This is a genomic window from Pseudorhizobium tarimense, from assembly GCF_022968135.1.
Classification (GTDB): domain Bacteria; phylum Pseudomonadota; class Alphaproteobacteria; order Rhizobiales; family Rhizobiaceae; genus Neorhizobium; species Neorhizobium tarimense.
The window spans coordinates 193,143-205,420 of sequence record NZ_JALJRA010000006.1 but is presented as its reverse complement, the minus strand read 5'-3'; the positions used below and the strand labels follow the sequence as shown (position 1 = coordinate 205,420).

Annotated in this window: 24 protein-coding genes and 1 tRNA gene; 14 read left to right on the top strand and 11 right to left on the bottom strand. The window is 59.6% G+C overall.

Annotation, left to right across the window (positions count from 1 at the left end; all coding sequences use genetic code 11):
• Window positions 1–20: 20 nt before the first annotated feature.
• The 7 genes from MUU54_RS09085 to MUU54_RS09055 form a co-directional block, all read right to left on the bottom strand.
• A complete protein-coding gene (locus MUU54_RS09085) occupies window positions 21–569 on the bottom strand; it encodes a hypothetical protein (RefSeq protein ID WP_247243708.1) in 549 nt (182 codons plus the stop codon).
• A 5-nt stretch (window positions 570–574) separates the two neighbouring features.
• Window positions 575–1,012 carry a hypothetical protein gene (locus MUU54_RS09080; RefSeq protein ID WP_247243707.1) on the bottom strand — a complete coding sequence of 146 codons (438 nt, stop codon included), beginning with the start codon at window positions 1,010–1,012 and terminating at the stop codon, window positions 575–577.
• Window positions 1,013–1,233: 221 nt separating this feature from the next.
• On the bottom strand, window positions 1,234–1,464 hold the full coding sequence (locus MUU54_RS09075; RefSeq protein WP_247243706.1) for a hypothetical protein: 231 nt from the start codon (window positions 1,462–1,464) through the stop codon (window positions 1,234–1,236).
• Window position 1,465: 1 nt separating this feature from the next.
• A complete protein-coding gene (locus MUU54_RS09070) occupies window positions 1,466–1,756 on the bottom strand; it encodes a hypothetical protein (protein WP_247243705.1) in 291 nt (96 codons plus the stop codon).
• A complete protein-coding gene (locus tag MUU54_RS09065; protein WP_247243704.1) occupies window positions 1,753–2,046 on the bottom strand; it encodes a hypothetical protein in 294 nt (97 codons plus the stop codon). The genes MUU54_RS09070 and MUU54_RS09065 overlap by 4 nt, the downstream gene beginning before the upstream one ends.
• 9 nt (window positions 2,047–2,055) lie before the next feature.
• Window positions 2,056–2,505, bottom strand: coding sequence for a helix-turn-helix domain-containing protein (locus MUU54_RS09060; protein WP_247243703.1), 450 nt, complete (start codon window positions 2,503–2,505; stop codon window positions 2,056–2,058).
• Window positions 2,502–2,699, bottom strand: a complete 198-nt coding sequence (locus MUU54_RS09055; RefSeq protein ID WP_247243702.1) for a helix-turn-helix domain-containing protein — start codon at window positions 2,697–2,699, stop codon at window positions 2,502–2,504. Before MUU54_RS09055 ends, MUU54_RS09060 begins: the two co-directional genes overlap by 4 nt.
• A 72-nt stretch (window positions 2,700–2,771) precedes the next feature.
• Here MUU54_RS09055 and MUU54_RS09050 point away from each other — a divergent pair, with 72 nt between their 5' ends.
• From MUU54_RS09050 to MUU54_RS09040, 3 genes are all read left to right on the top strand, one after another.
• On the top strand, window positions 2,772–3,482 hold the full coding sequence (locus tag MUU54_RS09050; protein ID WP_247243701.1) for an XRE family transcriptional regulator: 711 nt from the start codon (window positions 2,772–2,774) through the stop codon (window positions 3,480–3,482).
• A 65-nt stretch (window positions 3,483–3,547) separates the two neighbouring features.
• Complete coding sequence (locus MUU54_RS09045; RefSeq protein ID WP_247243700.1) at window positions 3,548–3,862, top strand: hypothetical protein; 315 nt, start codon at window positions 3,548–3,550, stop codon at window positions 3,860–3,862.
• The gene (locus MUU54_RS09040; RefSeq protein WP_247243699.1) at window positions 3,849–4,166 is read left to right on the top strand and encodes a hemolysin XhlA family protein; all 318 of its coding nucleotides are present in this window, start codon (window positions 3,849–3,851) and stop codon (window positions 4,164–4,166) included. The genes MUU54_RS09045 and MUU54_RS09040 overlap by 14 nt, the downstream gene beginning before the upstream one ends.
• Window positions 4,167–4,289: 123 nt before the next feature.
• Here MUU54_RS09040 and MUU54_RS09035 read toward each other — a convergent pair whose 3' ends face one another.
• Complete coding sequence (locus tag MUU54_RS09035) at window positions 4,290–4,607, bottom strand: helix-turn-helix domain-containing protein (RefSeq protein WP_247243698.1); 318 nt, start codon at window positions 4,605–4,607, stop codon at window positions 4,290–4,292.
• 158 nt (window positions 4,608–4,765) lie between these two features.
• Here MUU54_RS09035 and MUU54_RS09030 point away from each other — a divergent pair, with 158 nt between their 5' ends.
• The 8 genes from MUU54_RS09030 to MUU54_RS08995 all read left to right on the top strand — a co-directional run bounded on the left by MUU54_RS09030 (window position 4,766) and on the right by MUU54_RS08995 (window position 8,735).
• Complete coding sequence (locus MUU54_RS09030; RefSeq protein ID WP_247243697.1) at window positions 4,766–5,104, top strand: hypothetical protein; 339 nt, start codon at window positions 4,766–4,768, stop codon at window positions 5,102–5,104.
• Window positions 5,101–5,361 (top strand): hypothetical protein, encoded by a 261-nt coding sequence (locus MUU54_RS09025; RefSeq protein WP_247243696.1) that lies wholly within the window; start codon window positions 5,101–5,103, stop codon window positions 5,359–5,361. Before MUU54_RS09030 ends, MUU54_RS09025 begins: the two co-directional genes overlap by 4 nt.
• Window positions 5,358–5,780 carry a hypothetical protein gene (locus MUU54_RS09020; RefSeq protein ID WP_247243695.1) on the top strand — a complete coding sequence of 141 codons (423 nt, stop codon included), beginning with the start codon at window positions 5,358–5,360 and terminating at the stop codon, window positions 5,778–5,780. The genes MUU54_RS09025 and MUU54_RS09020 overlap by 4 nt, the downstream gene beginning before the upstream one ends.
• A 4-nt stretch (window positions 5,781–5,784) precedes the next feature.
• Window positions 5,785–6,018: a hypothetical protein gene (locus MUU54_RS09015; RefSeq protein ID WP_247243694.1), complete on the top strand. Its 234-nt coding sequence runs from the start codon at window positions 5,785–5,787 to the stop codon at window positions 6,016–6,018.
• Window positions 6,006–6,866, top strand: coding sequence for an ERF family protein (locus tag MUU54_RS09010; RefSeq protein ID WP_247243693.1), 861 nt, complete (start codon window positions 6,006–6,008; stop codon window positions 6,864–6,866). The genes MUU54_RS09015 and MUU54_RS09010 overlap by 13 nt, the downstream gene beginning before the upstream one ends.
• A complete protein-coding gene (locus MUU54_RS09005) occupies window positions 6,859–7,494 on the top strand; it encodes a lambda exonuclease family protein (protein WP_247243692.1) in 636 nt (211 codons plus the stop codon). Before MUU54_RS09010 ends, MUU54_RS09005 begins: the two co-directional genes overlap by 8 nt.
• The gene (locus tag MUU54_RS09000; protein ID WP_247243691.1) at window positions 7,491–8,237 is read left to right on the top strand and encodes a recombination protein NinB; all 747 of its coding nucleotides are present in this window, start codon (window positions 7,491–7,493) and stop codon (window positions 8,235–8,237) included. The genes MUU54_RS09005 and MUU54_RS09000 overlap by 4 nt, the downstream gene beginning before the upstream one ends.
• Window positions 8,238–8,339: 102 nt before the next feature.
• The gene (locus MUU54_RS08995) at window positions 8,340–8,735 is read left to right on the top strand and encodes an HNH endonuclease (protein ID WP_247243690.1); all 396 of its coding nucleotides are present in this window, start codon (window positions 8,340–8,342) and stop codon (window positions 8,733–8,735) included.
• 41 nt (window positions 8,736–8,776) lie between these two features.
• On the opposite strand, the gene MUU54_RS08990 is transcribed toward MUU54_RS08995, so the two are convergent.
• Both MUU54_RS08990 and MUU54_RS08985 read right to left on the bottom strand, forming a co-directional pair.
• Window positions 8,777–8,926, bottom strand: a complete 150-nt coding sequence (locus MUU54_RS08990; protein WP_247243689.1) for a hypothetical protein — start codon at window positions 8,924–8,926, stop codon at window positions 8,777–8,779.
• 108 nt (window positions 8,927–9,034) lie between these two features.
• Entirely contained in the window at window positions 9,035–9,343 is a 309-nt protein-coding gene (locus tag MUU54_RS08985) for a hypothetical protein (protein ID WP_247243688.1), read from the bottom strand.
• A 116-nt stretch (window positions 9,344–9,459) separates the two neighbouring features.
• On the opposite strand from MUU54_RS08985, the gene MUU54_RS08980 reads away from it, so the two are divergent.
• A complete protein-coding gene (locus MUU54_RS08980) occupies window positions 9,460–9,939 on the top strand; it encodes a hypothetical protein (protein WP_247243687.1) in 480 nt (159 codons plus the stop codon).
• Window positions 9,940–10,123: 184 nt separating this feature from the next.
• Window positions 10,124–11,155, top strand: a complete 1,032-nt coding sequence (locus MUU54_RS08975; RefSeq protein WP_247243686.1) for a tyrosine-type recombinase/integrase — start codon at window positions 10,124–10,126, stop codon at window positions 11,153–11,155.
• An 82-nt stretch (window positions 11,156–11,237) separates the two neighbouring features.
• Here the strand turns inward: MUU54_RS08975 and MUU54_RS08970 are convergent.
• Window positions 11,238–11,313, bottom strand: a tRNA-Thr gene (locus MUU54_RS08970).
• A 172-nt stretch (window positions 11,314–11,485) separates the two neighbouring features.
• On the opposite strand from MUU54_RS08970, the gene MUU54_RS08965 reads away from it, so the two are divergent.
• The gene (locus tag MUU54_RS08965; protein WP_247243685.1) at window positions 11,486–12,259 is read left to right on the top strand and encodes an NAD kinase; all 774 of its coding nucleotides are present in this window, start codon (window positions 11,486–11,488) and stop codon (window positions 12,257–12,259) included.
• Window positions 12,260–12,278: the final 19 nt, after the last annotated feature.

Genomic DNA, 12,278 nt, shown 5'->3' with positions numbered 1-12,278 from the left:
AGGAAGGCCGCCGCGGTGGATCAGTGCATCGTGTCTTGATCGGGGAACGGGTCGCCGTCTGAGGGCGATTCCTCCTTGGAGGCTTGGGCTTCGATCCGCTTGAGGAGGTCGGGCACCTCTGTCTCGTATTCCTTGCGGCCGGCGTCGAAGCTCTCCAGCCAGAGCTTGTCGGATGCGCTGCCGGCGTCATAACCGGACACCCGATCAAGCCCCGTCAGACCGGCGTGGAAGCCCTTGGCCTGAACCATCTGCTCATCGGTGGCGCGGTCTGCCAGCAAATCGCCGCGGGGATCATCGGGAATGAGGCCAAGCCAGGCGAGGTTCTCCCGATCCGACTTGAGGCGCTCGACCGGCTTCTGCTGATCTTCGGCCTCGAACGCCTTGAGGTAGTGATCGAGCTTCTGAGCCGGGAAGCCTGAGGCCTTGGCGTTCTGCCGGTTGGCCTTCTTCTCTTCGGCCAGGGCTTTCATGCGGGCCGCGATGTCACGATCCTTCCGGTGGTAGTAGCCGAACAGAACACGACGTTCCTTCTCGGCTTTGCTGTTGTCACCGATCTGAGCTGCTGTCATTCGCCTCATCCTTCTCGTTGCTGGAGGATTTTGACGGCCCGAGCGGCTTCAACTTTCGCCACAAGAGCCTCCACTTCATGATCCAGATCTCCAATGCGAACATTCCCGTACCTCGCCTTCTCCGCCTGGATTTCGTTCTGCAGTTCCGCGACCTTACGGGCGCAATAGTCGAGGTAGCCCTTGCGGACCCGGGAGAAGAAAGTTCCGGCTTGCTTGGTCTCTCCGGTGATCAGGCGCTTGAAACTGCGCGGCGTCATTCCGGTCCAGCTGGCGCACTCCTCCAGTGCCCTCGCCTCGTCGCCCCATCCTTCGACGCGGCGCTTAAATAGCTTCCGAGCGTATGCCCGGGTCTCGTCGTCCAAACTGAACGAATCTACTGCTGACATTGCCTTCGCCCCTGCTTGTTTCGTTTCCACCGGTTGGTGAGTTTCAGTCCGTGCCATGTTTCGCGCCTCGACTAGGTTGAACCCATGAGAGGCGCGGCATTCGAAAGGAGATCAGCCGCCGCCCGAAGACGAAGACCGTGGAGAGAGACAGGCGCGACCGTCCGCCAAGATCAGACGCGCCGTGCTCTCGGTTCTTAATTTCTTGAGTTTCCGCCCCACCCACATGCCAACGGGCAAGGTGAGAACGATCCAGCCAGCGACAGCAAAGAAGGTGACCATCAGATGATCTCCCGTTCGTTGCGCATGTACGCCCAGCCGCGCTTGTCGTGGACGATATTGGAAGCCGGTAGGGGCGCCTCAGTGCCAGTGCCGCAGATGATGTCCGAAACCCGCTTGTCGGCAAGCTCACTAGGATCCGGCCGAACCGGATCGACCTGCGAATAGATCAGGGCGCACACAGCAGCGATGATGAGGACGGTGATGACGATAGCGATGATGGCCGTGGTCATCTCAGGCCTCCACCGTCTGCTTGGATGGATTCAGCATGGCCTTGAAGCAGCTGATGTCCGTCTTGCGCTCGACTACGGGGCGGAACGCCTCGCACATGAGAATGAATTCAACGCCGTCTGGATGGATGCCAAGGTGCCAACCTTCGAGACGAAGGCCGTACCGCTTGCTGTAAGGGCACAGGATGACATCTCTGACGGTGTGGACCGTCCCTACCTCAGGGTAAGGGAGACCGATATCAGTGGTCATGTTCTTCACGCACACGACCTTCTGCCCAACGCGGAAGTTGCTCACGCCGCCACCTCGCTCTGCTTGGTGACGATGTTCAGCCCTAGGTCGGAGACGGCGTTCGGATGAACAGGCCAAGGCATCCACGCGACCGGCTGCTCACCCTTTGCCAGCCCAGCCCAGCGCTGCTCTTTCTCGATCCAGTAGCTGCGTATGACCTTCCCGCATTTGGTGGCGACGATGAGCGGCGTGTATTCGCTGGCGTCGTAGGTGATCGACTTGCCGGTGGTGGTCTTGCCGTGACGCTTCGTCAGCGTCTCGCGTGGTGCGGTGGTGATGTCGAAGTTCCAGGTCATCGTCCGCCCTCAGAATGGAATGCCGTCGTCAGCGTTCACATCGACGCTGATTTCAACGGTTCGGGGTGTTTCGGAAGCGAAGGCTGTAACCGCCTCGAGGACGACGAAGACAACGCCGGGATGAGCCACGCTCAGGCGTCTTGCTTCGCGCTCAGCGCTCTCGAACGTCCAGTGCTTGTAAGCTGGTGGACGCTGGTTAATGCCGTGCACCATCCAGAACTTCGCCAGAGGTGGATGCTCGTTGGCCTTCGTCTGCTCTTCGACACCGACCAGATAGCCGAGGCTGCATTCCAGAGGCTCGCAGAGCGCCTCGATGGTAGCCAGCGTCGGCGCTTTCGACTTGCCGGTGATGATGTCGCGGATTGCCGTGTTGCCGAGACCAGCCTCAGAGGAGGCTCTTGCCGGCGTTTTGCCGATCTGCTCAAGGCGGAAGATGATCCGTTCGGAAAGCGTGCTCACGCCGCCACCTCAGCCATGAAGTCTGCGGCCGTCACCTGCCCGCCGGTCGCGGTCTGGATCTTGGCGATGAGGTCGATCCGCGGCGTACGCTCGCCGCGAATAATCCGCGTGATGGTGGACGGAGCCACGTCAAGCGTGGCCGCAAAAGCGGCGGGCTTGATCTTGTTCTCGGTGAGGTACGTCTCGAGCTTCATGCAGCGCAATTTGCCACATGGCACACCTTTGTCAACTGGCAATTGCCACATGGCGCTGGAATTCTTTGCCAGATGGAAAATACCTGGCTGATGGCAAACCGAATCCGCGAAATCCGAAAGCAAAAAGACGTGACGCTCGAAGACCTTTCCGAGCGCACCGGCATCTCCTACACCCACCTGTCTCGCATCGAAGGCGGCAAGCGTGGCCTTAGCCTGGAGAACGTCATCCGCATTGCGCGGGCGCTCAGCGTCGAGCCGACTGAGCTGACGACGGACTTCAATCACGAGGACCTGGAAAGGGCTGCCGATCTACCGGCGCACACTCAGCCCGCCGAGACTGCTGGCGACGTGGAAAACCTGACGATCATCTCAGGCGCAGGCGGCGGCGGTCTGCAGGCTGTGGAATACCGGGAAGACGGCGCTCCGATTGACCCGGCCATGTCGGACGGCTTTTGGAGCTTCCCGGAGAGCATCAAGGGCGGCTGGCGCAACCTTGATCGGGTGAAGGCGCTGCCGGTCGTTGGCGACAGCATGGAACCGACGCTGGCGAAAGGATCGACCGTCTTCATCGACACGACGCACGTCTATCCGAATCCGGAAGACATCTACGCCTGCGACTACGGCGACGGGCTGGTGATCAAGCGCCTGAAGCTCGTGCCGCGCTCCGACAAGATTATGGTCATATCGGACAACCGCGCTCAGTACGGCGAGCCGGACGAGCTGCTCCGAGAGGACGTTCGCGTCTACGGCCGGGTGGTCGCATGGTTCCAGTGGAGGGGATGATATGAGCAAGCAAGGCGGCATCCAACCAGGGCTGACTATAGCATGAGGCGCGGAGGGACGACGCATTGAGTGACGAGACGCACAGACCCGCCGACCATGAAACGGCTAGCCAGTATTTCCAGACCTTCATCGGTGAAACATTCGATGATGACCATCGGCCAGCAGAAATTCGGCACATCGCGGAGGTCTACAAGAACATGATCTCTGTGTTGGATATCGTTTTCGCGATCGGCCAGGCGGTCGAAACAATGCCGCTCACATCAGAGCAACGGTACCACTTCGACAAGATGAGGGGCCCTCTCCACAGTTTGATGGAAGGGATTGGCCAGGGGGTTACGAATCTCGCTCCAGCCAAGGGAGAAGCTGATGCCGGTTCCTGAAAGCGCAAATCAGAACGAGATTGGCCGGAAGGCCATGGGCTGGATGGAGTCGTTCGGCCGCTCTGAGTTGAAGTCGGGCGGGAATGGTGGCAATGATGGCGGCATGGAAGCACGAGTAGCGAAGCTTGAAGCCGCCGTTGAATTCATCCAACGTGACGTCGCGGAACTTAAGACCGACATCAAGGATATGCGGGGGGACATTACGTCCATCCGAACAACCGACTTCCGCATCCTATTCGGCGCTATTATTTCGGTCGCTCTCGGCCTGGCTGGGTTGATGGCAAAAGGCTTTGGGTGGCTATAGCTCCACCCTTCCAACAACTACCCTCAGAGCAAGAATCATCTTCTCAGAGATAACCTTTAGAAATTCAGCTTTACAAATTGGACTCGCAAATCTGCGACCCTACTGACCCGCAAATCTGCGACCCTAGCCGAAATCGAACGGCAGGCGGATGTAGTAGCGGTTCGGTCTCCGGTGATCCTTCACCACGAGCATCACGCCGGCGTCGACCAGTTCCGCCACGGCACGGATGACATAGTCCTGCGACTTCCCCATCAGCTTCGCGATCTGTGCCTGGGTGTACCAGCAGCACTGGTCATCGCCGTTCATCTTCTTGGCGAGCCAGTGCCCTACCCTGAACGCCCGATCTGACAAGCCCGACATCTCGCATGTGAAGTCGAGCCACTTCCGCCGCTTGTCGTAGAAGGCCGCGGCTGCCTCGCCCCTATCGTTTCTTTTCAGCATTCCCTCTTGTGCCACATGGCAATTATTTTTGCCAGATGGCATTTTGCCACTTGTCATCTTTTTTGCCAGATGGCATATTCCTCTCATCAGCCAACGGGAAACCGAAGGCGCCAGCGGGAGAGAGTTCAGCGTCTCCCGACCGATTTGAGGATGGGGAAATGGCATCAGTACAAGCACAGATGATGACCGCCGACGCGCTGCGGATCACGTTGCAGGACATCGACAAGTCGATTGAGATGATCCGCCGTATCTCGCGCCGTGGCTGGAATACCTCCAGCTACTGGGACAGCTACATCCGCGACCTGCGTTGGGCCGATTGCCTTCGTGAACAGGGCATCGCGCAGGGCTGCACTGGCCCATTGTTCGAGCCTTTCCAGCCAACACCGATCAACGAAGGCTTCGTTGGCCTTACCCGGGCGGAGAAGTTCAAGCGCGAGTGGAAGATCCCCGCGTGGATGGTCCCGCAGCCGGTCCAGTTCCGGGAGGCCGCGGAATGATCTTCGACAAGGAAATGCAGAAGGCCCTTGAGGCTGACGGCGAATACCTCCGCCAGATGACCGGCGAGGATCACGGCCCGTACTTCATCGATGACGATAGCGAGGACTGCTGGAACTGCGGCGGCGAAGGCTTCGTGTCCGAATGCATCGACGGTTGCTGCGAAGACGCGGAATCCGGTTGCGACCTTTGCACCCGCCGCTGCGACATCTGCAACCCCGCCCCCGCTCCCTCTAGCACGACAGGAGAGGCAGCATGAGCGCGAAGGCTTATACGATCGAGGATGACTACGCGCCGATCTTAAAAGGCGAAGTCGAGATCCCGAACGCCGAAGAGGTCGACCCCCTACTGTTTCTCACCAACCTGGCTTCTGGCGGGCATAGCTTGGTTCCACATTGGGGCTGGGGGAACATCAACGGTCGGAAGAATTGGGCTCAGTTTTTCCTCACGCCCGCTGGTATGGGCGGCAGGTTCGATGGCGGCGGCTATGCTGTGGTCTATCGAAGCGGTCGCTATGACCAAGATGCAAAGAAGATGATCCATCAGCCGATCGTCGTCCGCTTTGCCATCTGCAAACACGAGAAGCTCGACGCTCTCGGTGCAAATCATTCGCGCGGCTGGCATCCCGGCTCCTGCAAACACTGCGGTCTCGACATGACCGTGGACAGTGGGGATTGAGCCGATGCCTCTGCCTAACGCAACCGACCTCGGCACGTTCACCGCCCGCTCACGAGAGCAGGACCGCCGCCTCAACGAGAGCAAGCGCCGCCGCGACCGCGGTTTCATTATCGCCGTCGCAGCGCCGACAACCGCCGCCCTCCTCCTCGCCTACGTCTGGACATCGCAGATGGTCCTGCCGGCGTGGGAGCGCACCAACCATGCAAACCAGGAGCAGGTCGCGTCATGGGGGAACTGATCGATCGACCGGGCACAGAACAACACATCGGCGGCTTGGCGCTCGGCGTCGTCGCAAAAGCACAACAGGCCATGGAGGCAAGGCAGATGAGCACAGCAGTTGATATCCAGCGCCCAGGAGAACAGATGCCAGCACCGGCTTCGGCTCCTATGACGCCCATGGAAATGCTCGACAGAGCTGTTTCGCAAGGAGCGTCAGTTGAGACGCTTTCTAAGCTGATGGATCTTCAGGAACGTTGGGAGTCGAACCAAGCCCGCAGAGCTTTTGCGGCGGCAATGTCAGCCGTGAAGTCTGAGCTTCCGCGCATCGTCAAGACGCGCAAGGTTGACTTCACCACCTCCAAGGGCCGGACCAACTACCAATACGAAGATCTGGCCGGCATCATGGATCAGGTCGGGCCCGTCCTGTCCCGCCACGGCTTGTCGGTGCGGTACCGGACGACAGCCGAGCCGAACCAGCCGATCGCTGTCACCTGCATCATCGAGCACAGTGACGGCCACCACGAGGAAAACACCCTCATGGCTGGCAGGGACGACAGCGGCAACAAGAACAGCATCCAGCAGATCGGATCCACCGTCACCTACCTGCAGCGCTACACTCTCAAGGCAGCGCTGGGGCTGGCGGCGGCAGCTGATGATGACGGGGCAAAGGCTGACGAAAACAGTGGCGTGATCACTGAGGCAGAGCGCGAGATCGTCCTCGGCCTGATCGATGAGACGGAATCCGACATCGAGAAATTCTGCGCCGCCCTGCAGATCGAAAGCATCGCCGCCATGCCGGCAGCCAAATTCCGCCGAGCCATCGGCATGCTTGAAGCCAAGAAGAAAAAGGTGGCTGCAAATGGATGAGATCATTCAAGGTTCGCCAGAATGGCATGCGCTCCGCTGCGGGAAGGTTACAGCATCCCGCGTAGCCGACGTCGTAACCAGGACGAAATCAGGATGGGGAGCGTCCCGCGCCAACTACGCGGCTGAGCTGATCGCAGAGCGCCTTACCGGCGTTACTGCCGAAGGCTTCACCAATGCCGCGATGCAGTGGGGCACCGATCAGGAGCCGGCTGCACGGGCATCCTACGAGTTCCTGCATGACGTCACAGTCGAGCAGGTTGCGTTCGTGGTGCATCCATCCATTCCAGATGCTGGCGCCTCTCCTGACGGACTTGTGGGCGAAAGCGGACTGGTTGAGATCAAGTGCCCCAACACGGCAACGCACATTGACACGCTGATCAAGCAAACGGTCCCGGCGAAGTATGTCACGCAGATGATGTGGCAGATGGCTTGCACGGGCCGGAAGTGGTGCGACTTCGTCTCTTACGATCCGCGCCTTCCCGAAGCCATGCAGGTCTTCGTCACCCGCATAATGCGCGACGACGCTGTCATTGCCGAGCTCGAGGATGAGGTTCGCAAGTTCTTGGCGGATGAAGTCGAGGCGAAGGTGTCCGCTCTGGTCAAGCTTTACGATCAGGAGGCCGCATGAGCACGCGCCAGACTGTCACCATCCAGACGCCCGATGATCGCGCCAGAATCGCCGCTTGGGCGCGAAACGTGGAAGCCGGGACCGTTGTCACCTTCCGCAAGAAAAGTCGCTCAACGGAGCAGTCTGCGAAGATGTGGGCCATGCTTCACGAGGTCGCCGAACAGGTCGAGTGGTACGGGCAGAAAATCGACGCCGAGGATTGGAAGGATATGTTCACCGCGTCTCTCCGTCATGCTCGCGTCGTGCCCGGTATCGACAAGGGCACATTCGTCCCGCTTGGCATGCACACCTCAACCATGACGATCGAGGAGATGAGCAACCTGATCGAGCTCGTCTATGCCTTCGGTGCAGAGCACGGCGTGACCTTCAAGGAACCGCAACAACCGAATTCCGGCGGCGCCCCCTCCACGCCGGATAAAGCCGAGGATTCTTCCCCTGATCCTTCGGCAAGTGATGAGCCCGAGGATGACAACGCCCAGTCCTCGGGCTCATTCACCATTCTCGACTGCGCAAAAGAATTCCTCGCATTGGCGGTCGTCAAGTGGACCGACGAAGGCGAGCGCGATGAAGCGTTCGAACAAGGCAAGGCAGACTGGATGAAACGACTGCCTGCCGAACTTCACCCGCAGATCGAATCCATCCGCGTCAGCACCCGTGCAGTCGCCACCGGCAAGCGCACCGTTGCGCAGGCCAAGTCGTGGCTGTGTGAGGTGCTGGAGTGCAAGCCGGAGGATCTGGCATGAACATCCCCGCTTACATCCGCCGCGCTCTATATGGCTGGCTGGCCTGGAAAGGCGCAAAGTCCAACGCCCGGTATATCGCTCGGCAGCGTCGTGAGGTGCGGCATGGCTAGGAGCGTCGAGGAATGGATCGGCAAGACCGATGACACCAAGGTTCCGCCCCGTGTTCGTTTGAGGATCTTCGAACGCGAGAACGGCATCTGCCACCTCACCGGACAGAAGATCCAGCCAGGTGATGAATGGGACCTCGAGCACAAGGTTGCTCTGATCCTCGGCGGTCAGCACCGTGAGACGAACCTATTCCCAGCCCTGCAAGAGGCCCACCGCCGGAAGACGGCGATGGAGATGAAGGTCAAGTCGAAGATCGCCCGGGTGAAGAAGAAGCACCTCGGCATCACGAAGCCGAAGTCGTCGCTCTCACATACAAGATTCAAGCGCCTAATGGATGGAACGGTCGTCAACCGGGACACCGGCGAAATTGTAGGAGGACGTCAGCAATGACCAACCGTCAGCCGACACCCGGCATCCATGAGAATTTCGCATCAGTCCGCGAACCGGGCTTCGGCCTGGATCATCGCGATGAACTCGTCGCTGGTCATTCTCCGCGTCTCGCTTTCGCCGAGCTCGCTGACGAAGGTGACAAGCCAAACCTTACTGCTGATCTGCACGGCGAAGTGGGTAGCCTTGAGCATGATGGTTCTCCTTTCGCTGAGGAGAACAGCACGGACGCTAGCGACGATCTACTGACAGAAGTGTGGGTATCTGATCAGGTCGAGCCCCCCTCACCCGAGTCACAAGTGTCAGCGCCGAGAGCTTGCGGCAATCAGCAGAATGCCGGGGAACGCGATAAGCACAGTCCAGGCCCAACCGAACACCGATGCCAGAGCGGTCGGATCAGAACCGTCGGGGGAAGGCATATTGTAGCTGATGTATTGAAGGACAGCCGCGGCGATGAATGTCAGCCCGAGGATCCTGAACGTCCACTTCTTCATGTAGCCCACGACAATGAGTTGCAACGGCACAACATGCCGGGCGATACAGATCAAGGCAAGCCCACCCCCGCTCCCCAACAGAGTTCGATGGGTCCGAAGCCTTGCGGGATCGCTCATCCATCCACCCGAGATTGCCCAAACATGAAGGAAGTTGGCGGCGGCATGGACGGCGAACGGTATCGCTGTGACGTGTGTGGCAAGGGCTACTTCCTCGATTACGAGGAGATGAAGTGATGACCAACAACATCAAAGCTCTGCCGATGGACACCGCCCCGAAGGACAACACGCTTGTCCGCCTCCTCGTGGACTATTCCGGCGAAGGCGAGCACCCGCTGGAAGATGCCGTTCAGGCCTGGACTATCGGCTTCAGTAACTTCGAGGACAGCGAGATCGACGAGTGGCAGTTCGCCGGTTGGTCTTGGTCGCAGGATTGCTTCTGCGAAGGACAAGGCCGCGTGATCGGATGGGCACCGTTCCACCCAGAGGGGCGTCTGTACGATGGAGCCGCGCCGATGGCAGATGGTGGCGACACTCCCATGACTGCGGCAGAGGAAGTCTTGGCTTGGCTGCTGGTCGAGAAGATCGGCGTTCCTGATGATGTAAGCTACACGCCCGATCAGGCACAGAAGATCATTGCCGATCGACTGGCGCAAACCCAACCGCCCGTGTCGAGGGAGCGGGGGGTCTGGAGCCTGTGGACATCCTGTGGATGACAGCCCATGAGCCGAGCCCGCACTTACACCAGATCAGAAATCTCGGATGCTGCAGCTGCCGCAGCAATGCACAACGTCAGGGTGGTCATGCACCCATCGGGCGAAATCGAGTTCGCGCCCAAGAGCTTTGCCGTGGTCGATCGAGAGGAAGATACGGCTGAAAAGGCTCTGAGGGATTGGCAGGATGGAAGGAAAGCTCGTGGGCGTGCATAAGGTCAACGTCAAGCTGGCTGACGGCTCGACGGCAACCTACTACTACGCGTGGCGGGGAAAGGGTGCGCCGCGGATCATGGCGAAGCCCGGCACCAAGGCGTTCACGCAGGAATATGTTCGCCTGACGCGGGACAGAGCGTCAAAGACGATTGAGGGCACGATCAGCTCACTGATCGAAGAGTTCAGGGACACAGCGAAGTTCAAGGCCCTCGCCCCGTCCACCCGCAAAGACTACGACCGGATGTTCGGCATCATCAATGCCAAATTCGACACCTTCCCTATTTCGGCCATAGAAGCCCGTGGAAGCAGGAAGCTGTTTCTGGAGTGGCGAGATACCATGAAGGAAGCGCCCCGCTCTGCTGACATGCATCTGGGGCTTCTGGCCCGTGTCTTCGCTTGGGCCAAGGACAACGAGACCATCCTGCGCAACCCTCTGGAGCGCGTAGAGCGCCTTCACGAAGGCAGCCGCCGCGATACCGTCTGGACAATGGACCAGATCAACACCGTCCTCACCAGCGCAGCCCCTCACATCCGCGCCGTCGCCTGCATGGCTCTCTGGACCATGCAACGACAAGCCGATTTGCTGACCATGCCCATGATCGCCTTCGACGGCGAACGGGTATCGATCAAGCAGGGAAAGACCGGCGCCAGGGTACGGATCACGGCCGCACCGGACATCCTGCCGATATTGAGGGAAGCGAAGGAGAAGGAGCGCCAGCGGGTGCTTGTGAACTCCTTCGGCCAGAACTGGACCTCGAGCGGGTTCAAGGCGTCATGGCGGAAGGAGATGGCCCGGCTGGGGATCAAGGGCGTCACGTTCCACGACTTGCGGGGAACCGCCATCACATACGCTTACGCGCATCTTGATCGATCGCACGAAGAGAAGATCCGGCTGATTGCCGAGATCTCAGGGCATTCCAAGGAGGATGCGGAGGGAATTATTCGGCGCCATTACCTGGCTGGGCAGGAGGTCATTGACGCCATCAGCCGCGGAACGAAGTGAGTTCAAACGGTAAAATGCGCGTAAGCCTGTAAAATGGCTTCCATTACGGAAGCCTTACAAGCACTGGAAAATAAGGGAAAGATGGTGCCCCCGCCAGGGTTCGAACCCGGGACCCCCTGATTACAAATCAGGTGCTCTACCAACTGAGCTACAAGGGCAATTCGATGATGCCCTGTTAGCAGATTCTGATGCTCTGTAAAGGGAGAATTTGGCTTATTAACGCCCTGTCACAGAAATCACTGGTGGAGCGATCGTACCGGGCGCCGGCGCAAAGCCCTTGTCTCAAAACGACTTTCTTGTCTAGGTATGGCCGATCCAATGAGGTGAGCCATGTCGGTACGAGCCAAATCACTGTCCTTTACGGCGTCCTCCGCTCCGGAGGCGCTTGCCGCTCGGGACGAGCTGATCGCGCTCTACGGAAATGCGCCGACCGACGAGGCGGATGTGATCGTCGCGCTTGGCGGCGATGGCTTCATGCTGCACACGCTACACGAGACGATGAGCTCAAGAAAGGCCGTCTACGGAATGAACTGCGGCTCTGTTGGCTTCCTGATGAACGACTACGGCACAGAACGGCTGCCGGAGCGGATCGAGGCGGCACTGGAAAACGTGCTGCATCCCCTGCAGATGAAGACGACTAACGCCGACGGCACGAGTTCCATCGCCTTGGCGATCAACGAGGTCTACCTGTTCCGGCAGTCCTACCAGGCGGCCAAGCTGAAGGTGGAAATCGACGGGCGCGTGCGGCTTGAGGAGCTGATCTGCGACGGCCTGATGACCGCAACACCGGCCGGCTCCACCGCCTACAACCTCTCGGCCCACGGCCCGATCCTGCCGCTGGAGGCACCGCTTCTGGCAATGACGCCCGTCAGCGCCTTCCGCCCCCGTCGCTGGCGGGGGGCGCTGCTTCCCAATCAGGTGCGTGTCGACATCCACATCCTGGAGCCGGACAAGCGGCCGGTGAACGCCGTTGCGGATAATACCGAGGTGAAGTCGGTGCTGCATGTGCAGATCAAGCAGTCGGAGGACATGACCGCGCGCATCCTTTCCGACAGGGACCATTCGTGGTCTGACCGCATTCTCGCCGAACAGTTCAACAGCTAGTAGGCACCGCCCGATACAG

Excerpts from the sequence above, each read along its gene's own strand:
- MUU54_RS09085 (WP_247243708.1), bottom strand. The coding sequence starts at position 569 with ATGACAGCAGCTCAGATCGGTGACAACAGCAAAGCCGAGAAGGAACGT.
- MUU54_RS09080 (WP_247243707.1), bottom strand. The coding sequence starts at position 1,012 with ATGGCACGGACTGAAACTCACCAACCGGTGGAAACGAAACAAGCAGGG.
- MUU54_RS09075 (WP_247243706.1), bottom strand. The coding sequence starts at position 1,464 with ATGACCACGGCCATCATCGCTATCGTCATCACCGTCCTCATCATCGCT.
- MUU54_RS09065 (WP_247243704.1), bottom strand. The coding sequence starts at position 2,046 with ATGACCTGGAACTTCGACATCACCACCGCACCACGCGAGACGCTGACG.
- MUU54_RS09055 (WP_247243702.1), bottom strand. The coding sequence starts at position 2,699 with ATGAAGCTCGAGACGTACCTCACCGAGAACAAGATCAAGCCCGCCGCT.
- MUU54_RS09050 (WP_247243701.1), top strand. The coding sequence starts at position 2,772 with ATGGAAAATACCTGGCTGATGGCAAACCGAATCCGCGAAATCCGAAAG.
- MUU54_RS09040 (WP_247243699.1), top strand. The coding sequence starts at position 3,849 with ATGCCGGTTCCTGAAAGCGCAAATCAGAACGAGATTGGCCGGAAGGCC.
- MUU54_RS09035 (WP_247243698.1), bottom strand. The coding sequence starts at position 4,607 with ATGCTGAAAAGAAACGATAGGGGCGAGGCAGCCGCGGCCTTCTACGAC.
- MUU54_RS09030 (WP_247243697.1), top strand. The coding sequence starts at position 4,766 with ATGGCATCAGTACAAGCACAGATGATGACCGCCGACGCGCTGCGGATC.
- MUU54_RS09025 (WP_247243696.1), top strand. The coding sequence starts at position 5,101 with ATGATCTTCGACAAGGAAATGCAGAAGGCCCTTGAGGCTGACGGCGAA.
- MUU54_RS09020 (WP_247243695.1), top strand. The coding sequence starts at position 5,358 with ATGAGCGCGAAGGCTTATACGATCGAGGATGACTACGCGCCGATCTTA.
- MUU54_RS09015 (WP_247243694.1), top strand. The coding sequence starts at position 5,785 with ATGCCTCTGCCTAACGCAACCGACCTCGGCACGTTCACCGCCCGCTCA.
- MUU54_RS09010 (WP_247243693.1), top strand. The coding sequence starts at position 6,006 with ATGGGGGAACTGATCGATCGACCGGGCACAGAACAACACATCGGCGGC.
- MUU54_RS09005 (WP_247243692.1), top strand. The coding sequence starts at position 6,859 with ATGGATGAGATCATTCAAGGTTCGCCAGAATGGCATGCGCTCCGCTGC.
- MUU54_RS09000 (WP_247243691.1), top strand. The coding sequence starts at position 7,491 with ATGAGCACGCGCCAGACTGTCACCATCCAGACGCCCGATGATCGCGCC.
- MUU54_RS08995 (WP_247243690.1), top strand. The coding sequence starts at position 8,340 with ATGGCTAGGAGCGTCGAGGAATGGATCGGCAAGACCGATGACACCAAG.
- MUU54_RS08990 (WP_247243689.1), bottom strand. The coding sequence starts at position 8,926 with ATGCTCAAGGCTACCCACTTCGCCGTGCAGATCAGCAGTAAGGTTTGG.
- MUU54_RS08985 (WP_247243688.1), bottom strand. The coding sequence starts at position 9,343 with ATGAGCGATCCCGCAAGGCTTCGGACCCATCGAACTCTGTTGGGGAGC.
- MUU54_RS08980 (WP_247243687.1), top strand. The coding sequence starts at position 9,460 with ATGACCAACAACATCAAAGCTCTGCCGATGGACACCGCCCCGAAGGAC.
- MUU54_RS08975 (WP_247243686.1), top strand. The coding sequence starts at position 10,124 with ATGGAAGGAAAGCTCGTGGGCGTGCATAAGGTCAACGTCAAGCTGGCT.
- MUU54_RS08965 (WP_247243685.1), top strand. The coding sequence starts at position 11,486 with ATGTCGGTACGAGCCAAATCACTGTCCTTTACGGCGTCCTCCGCTCCG.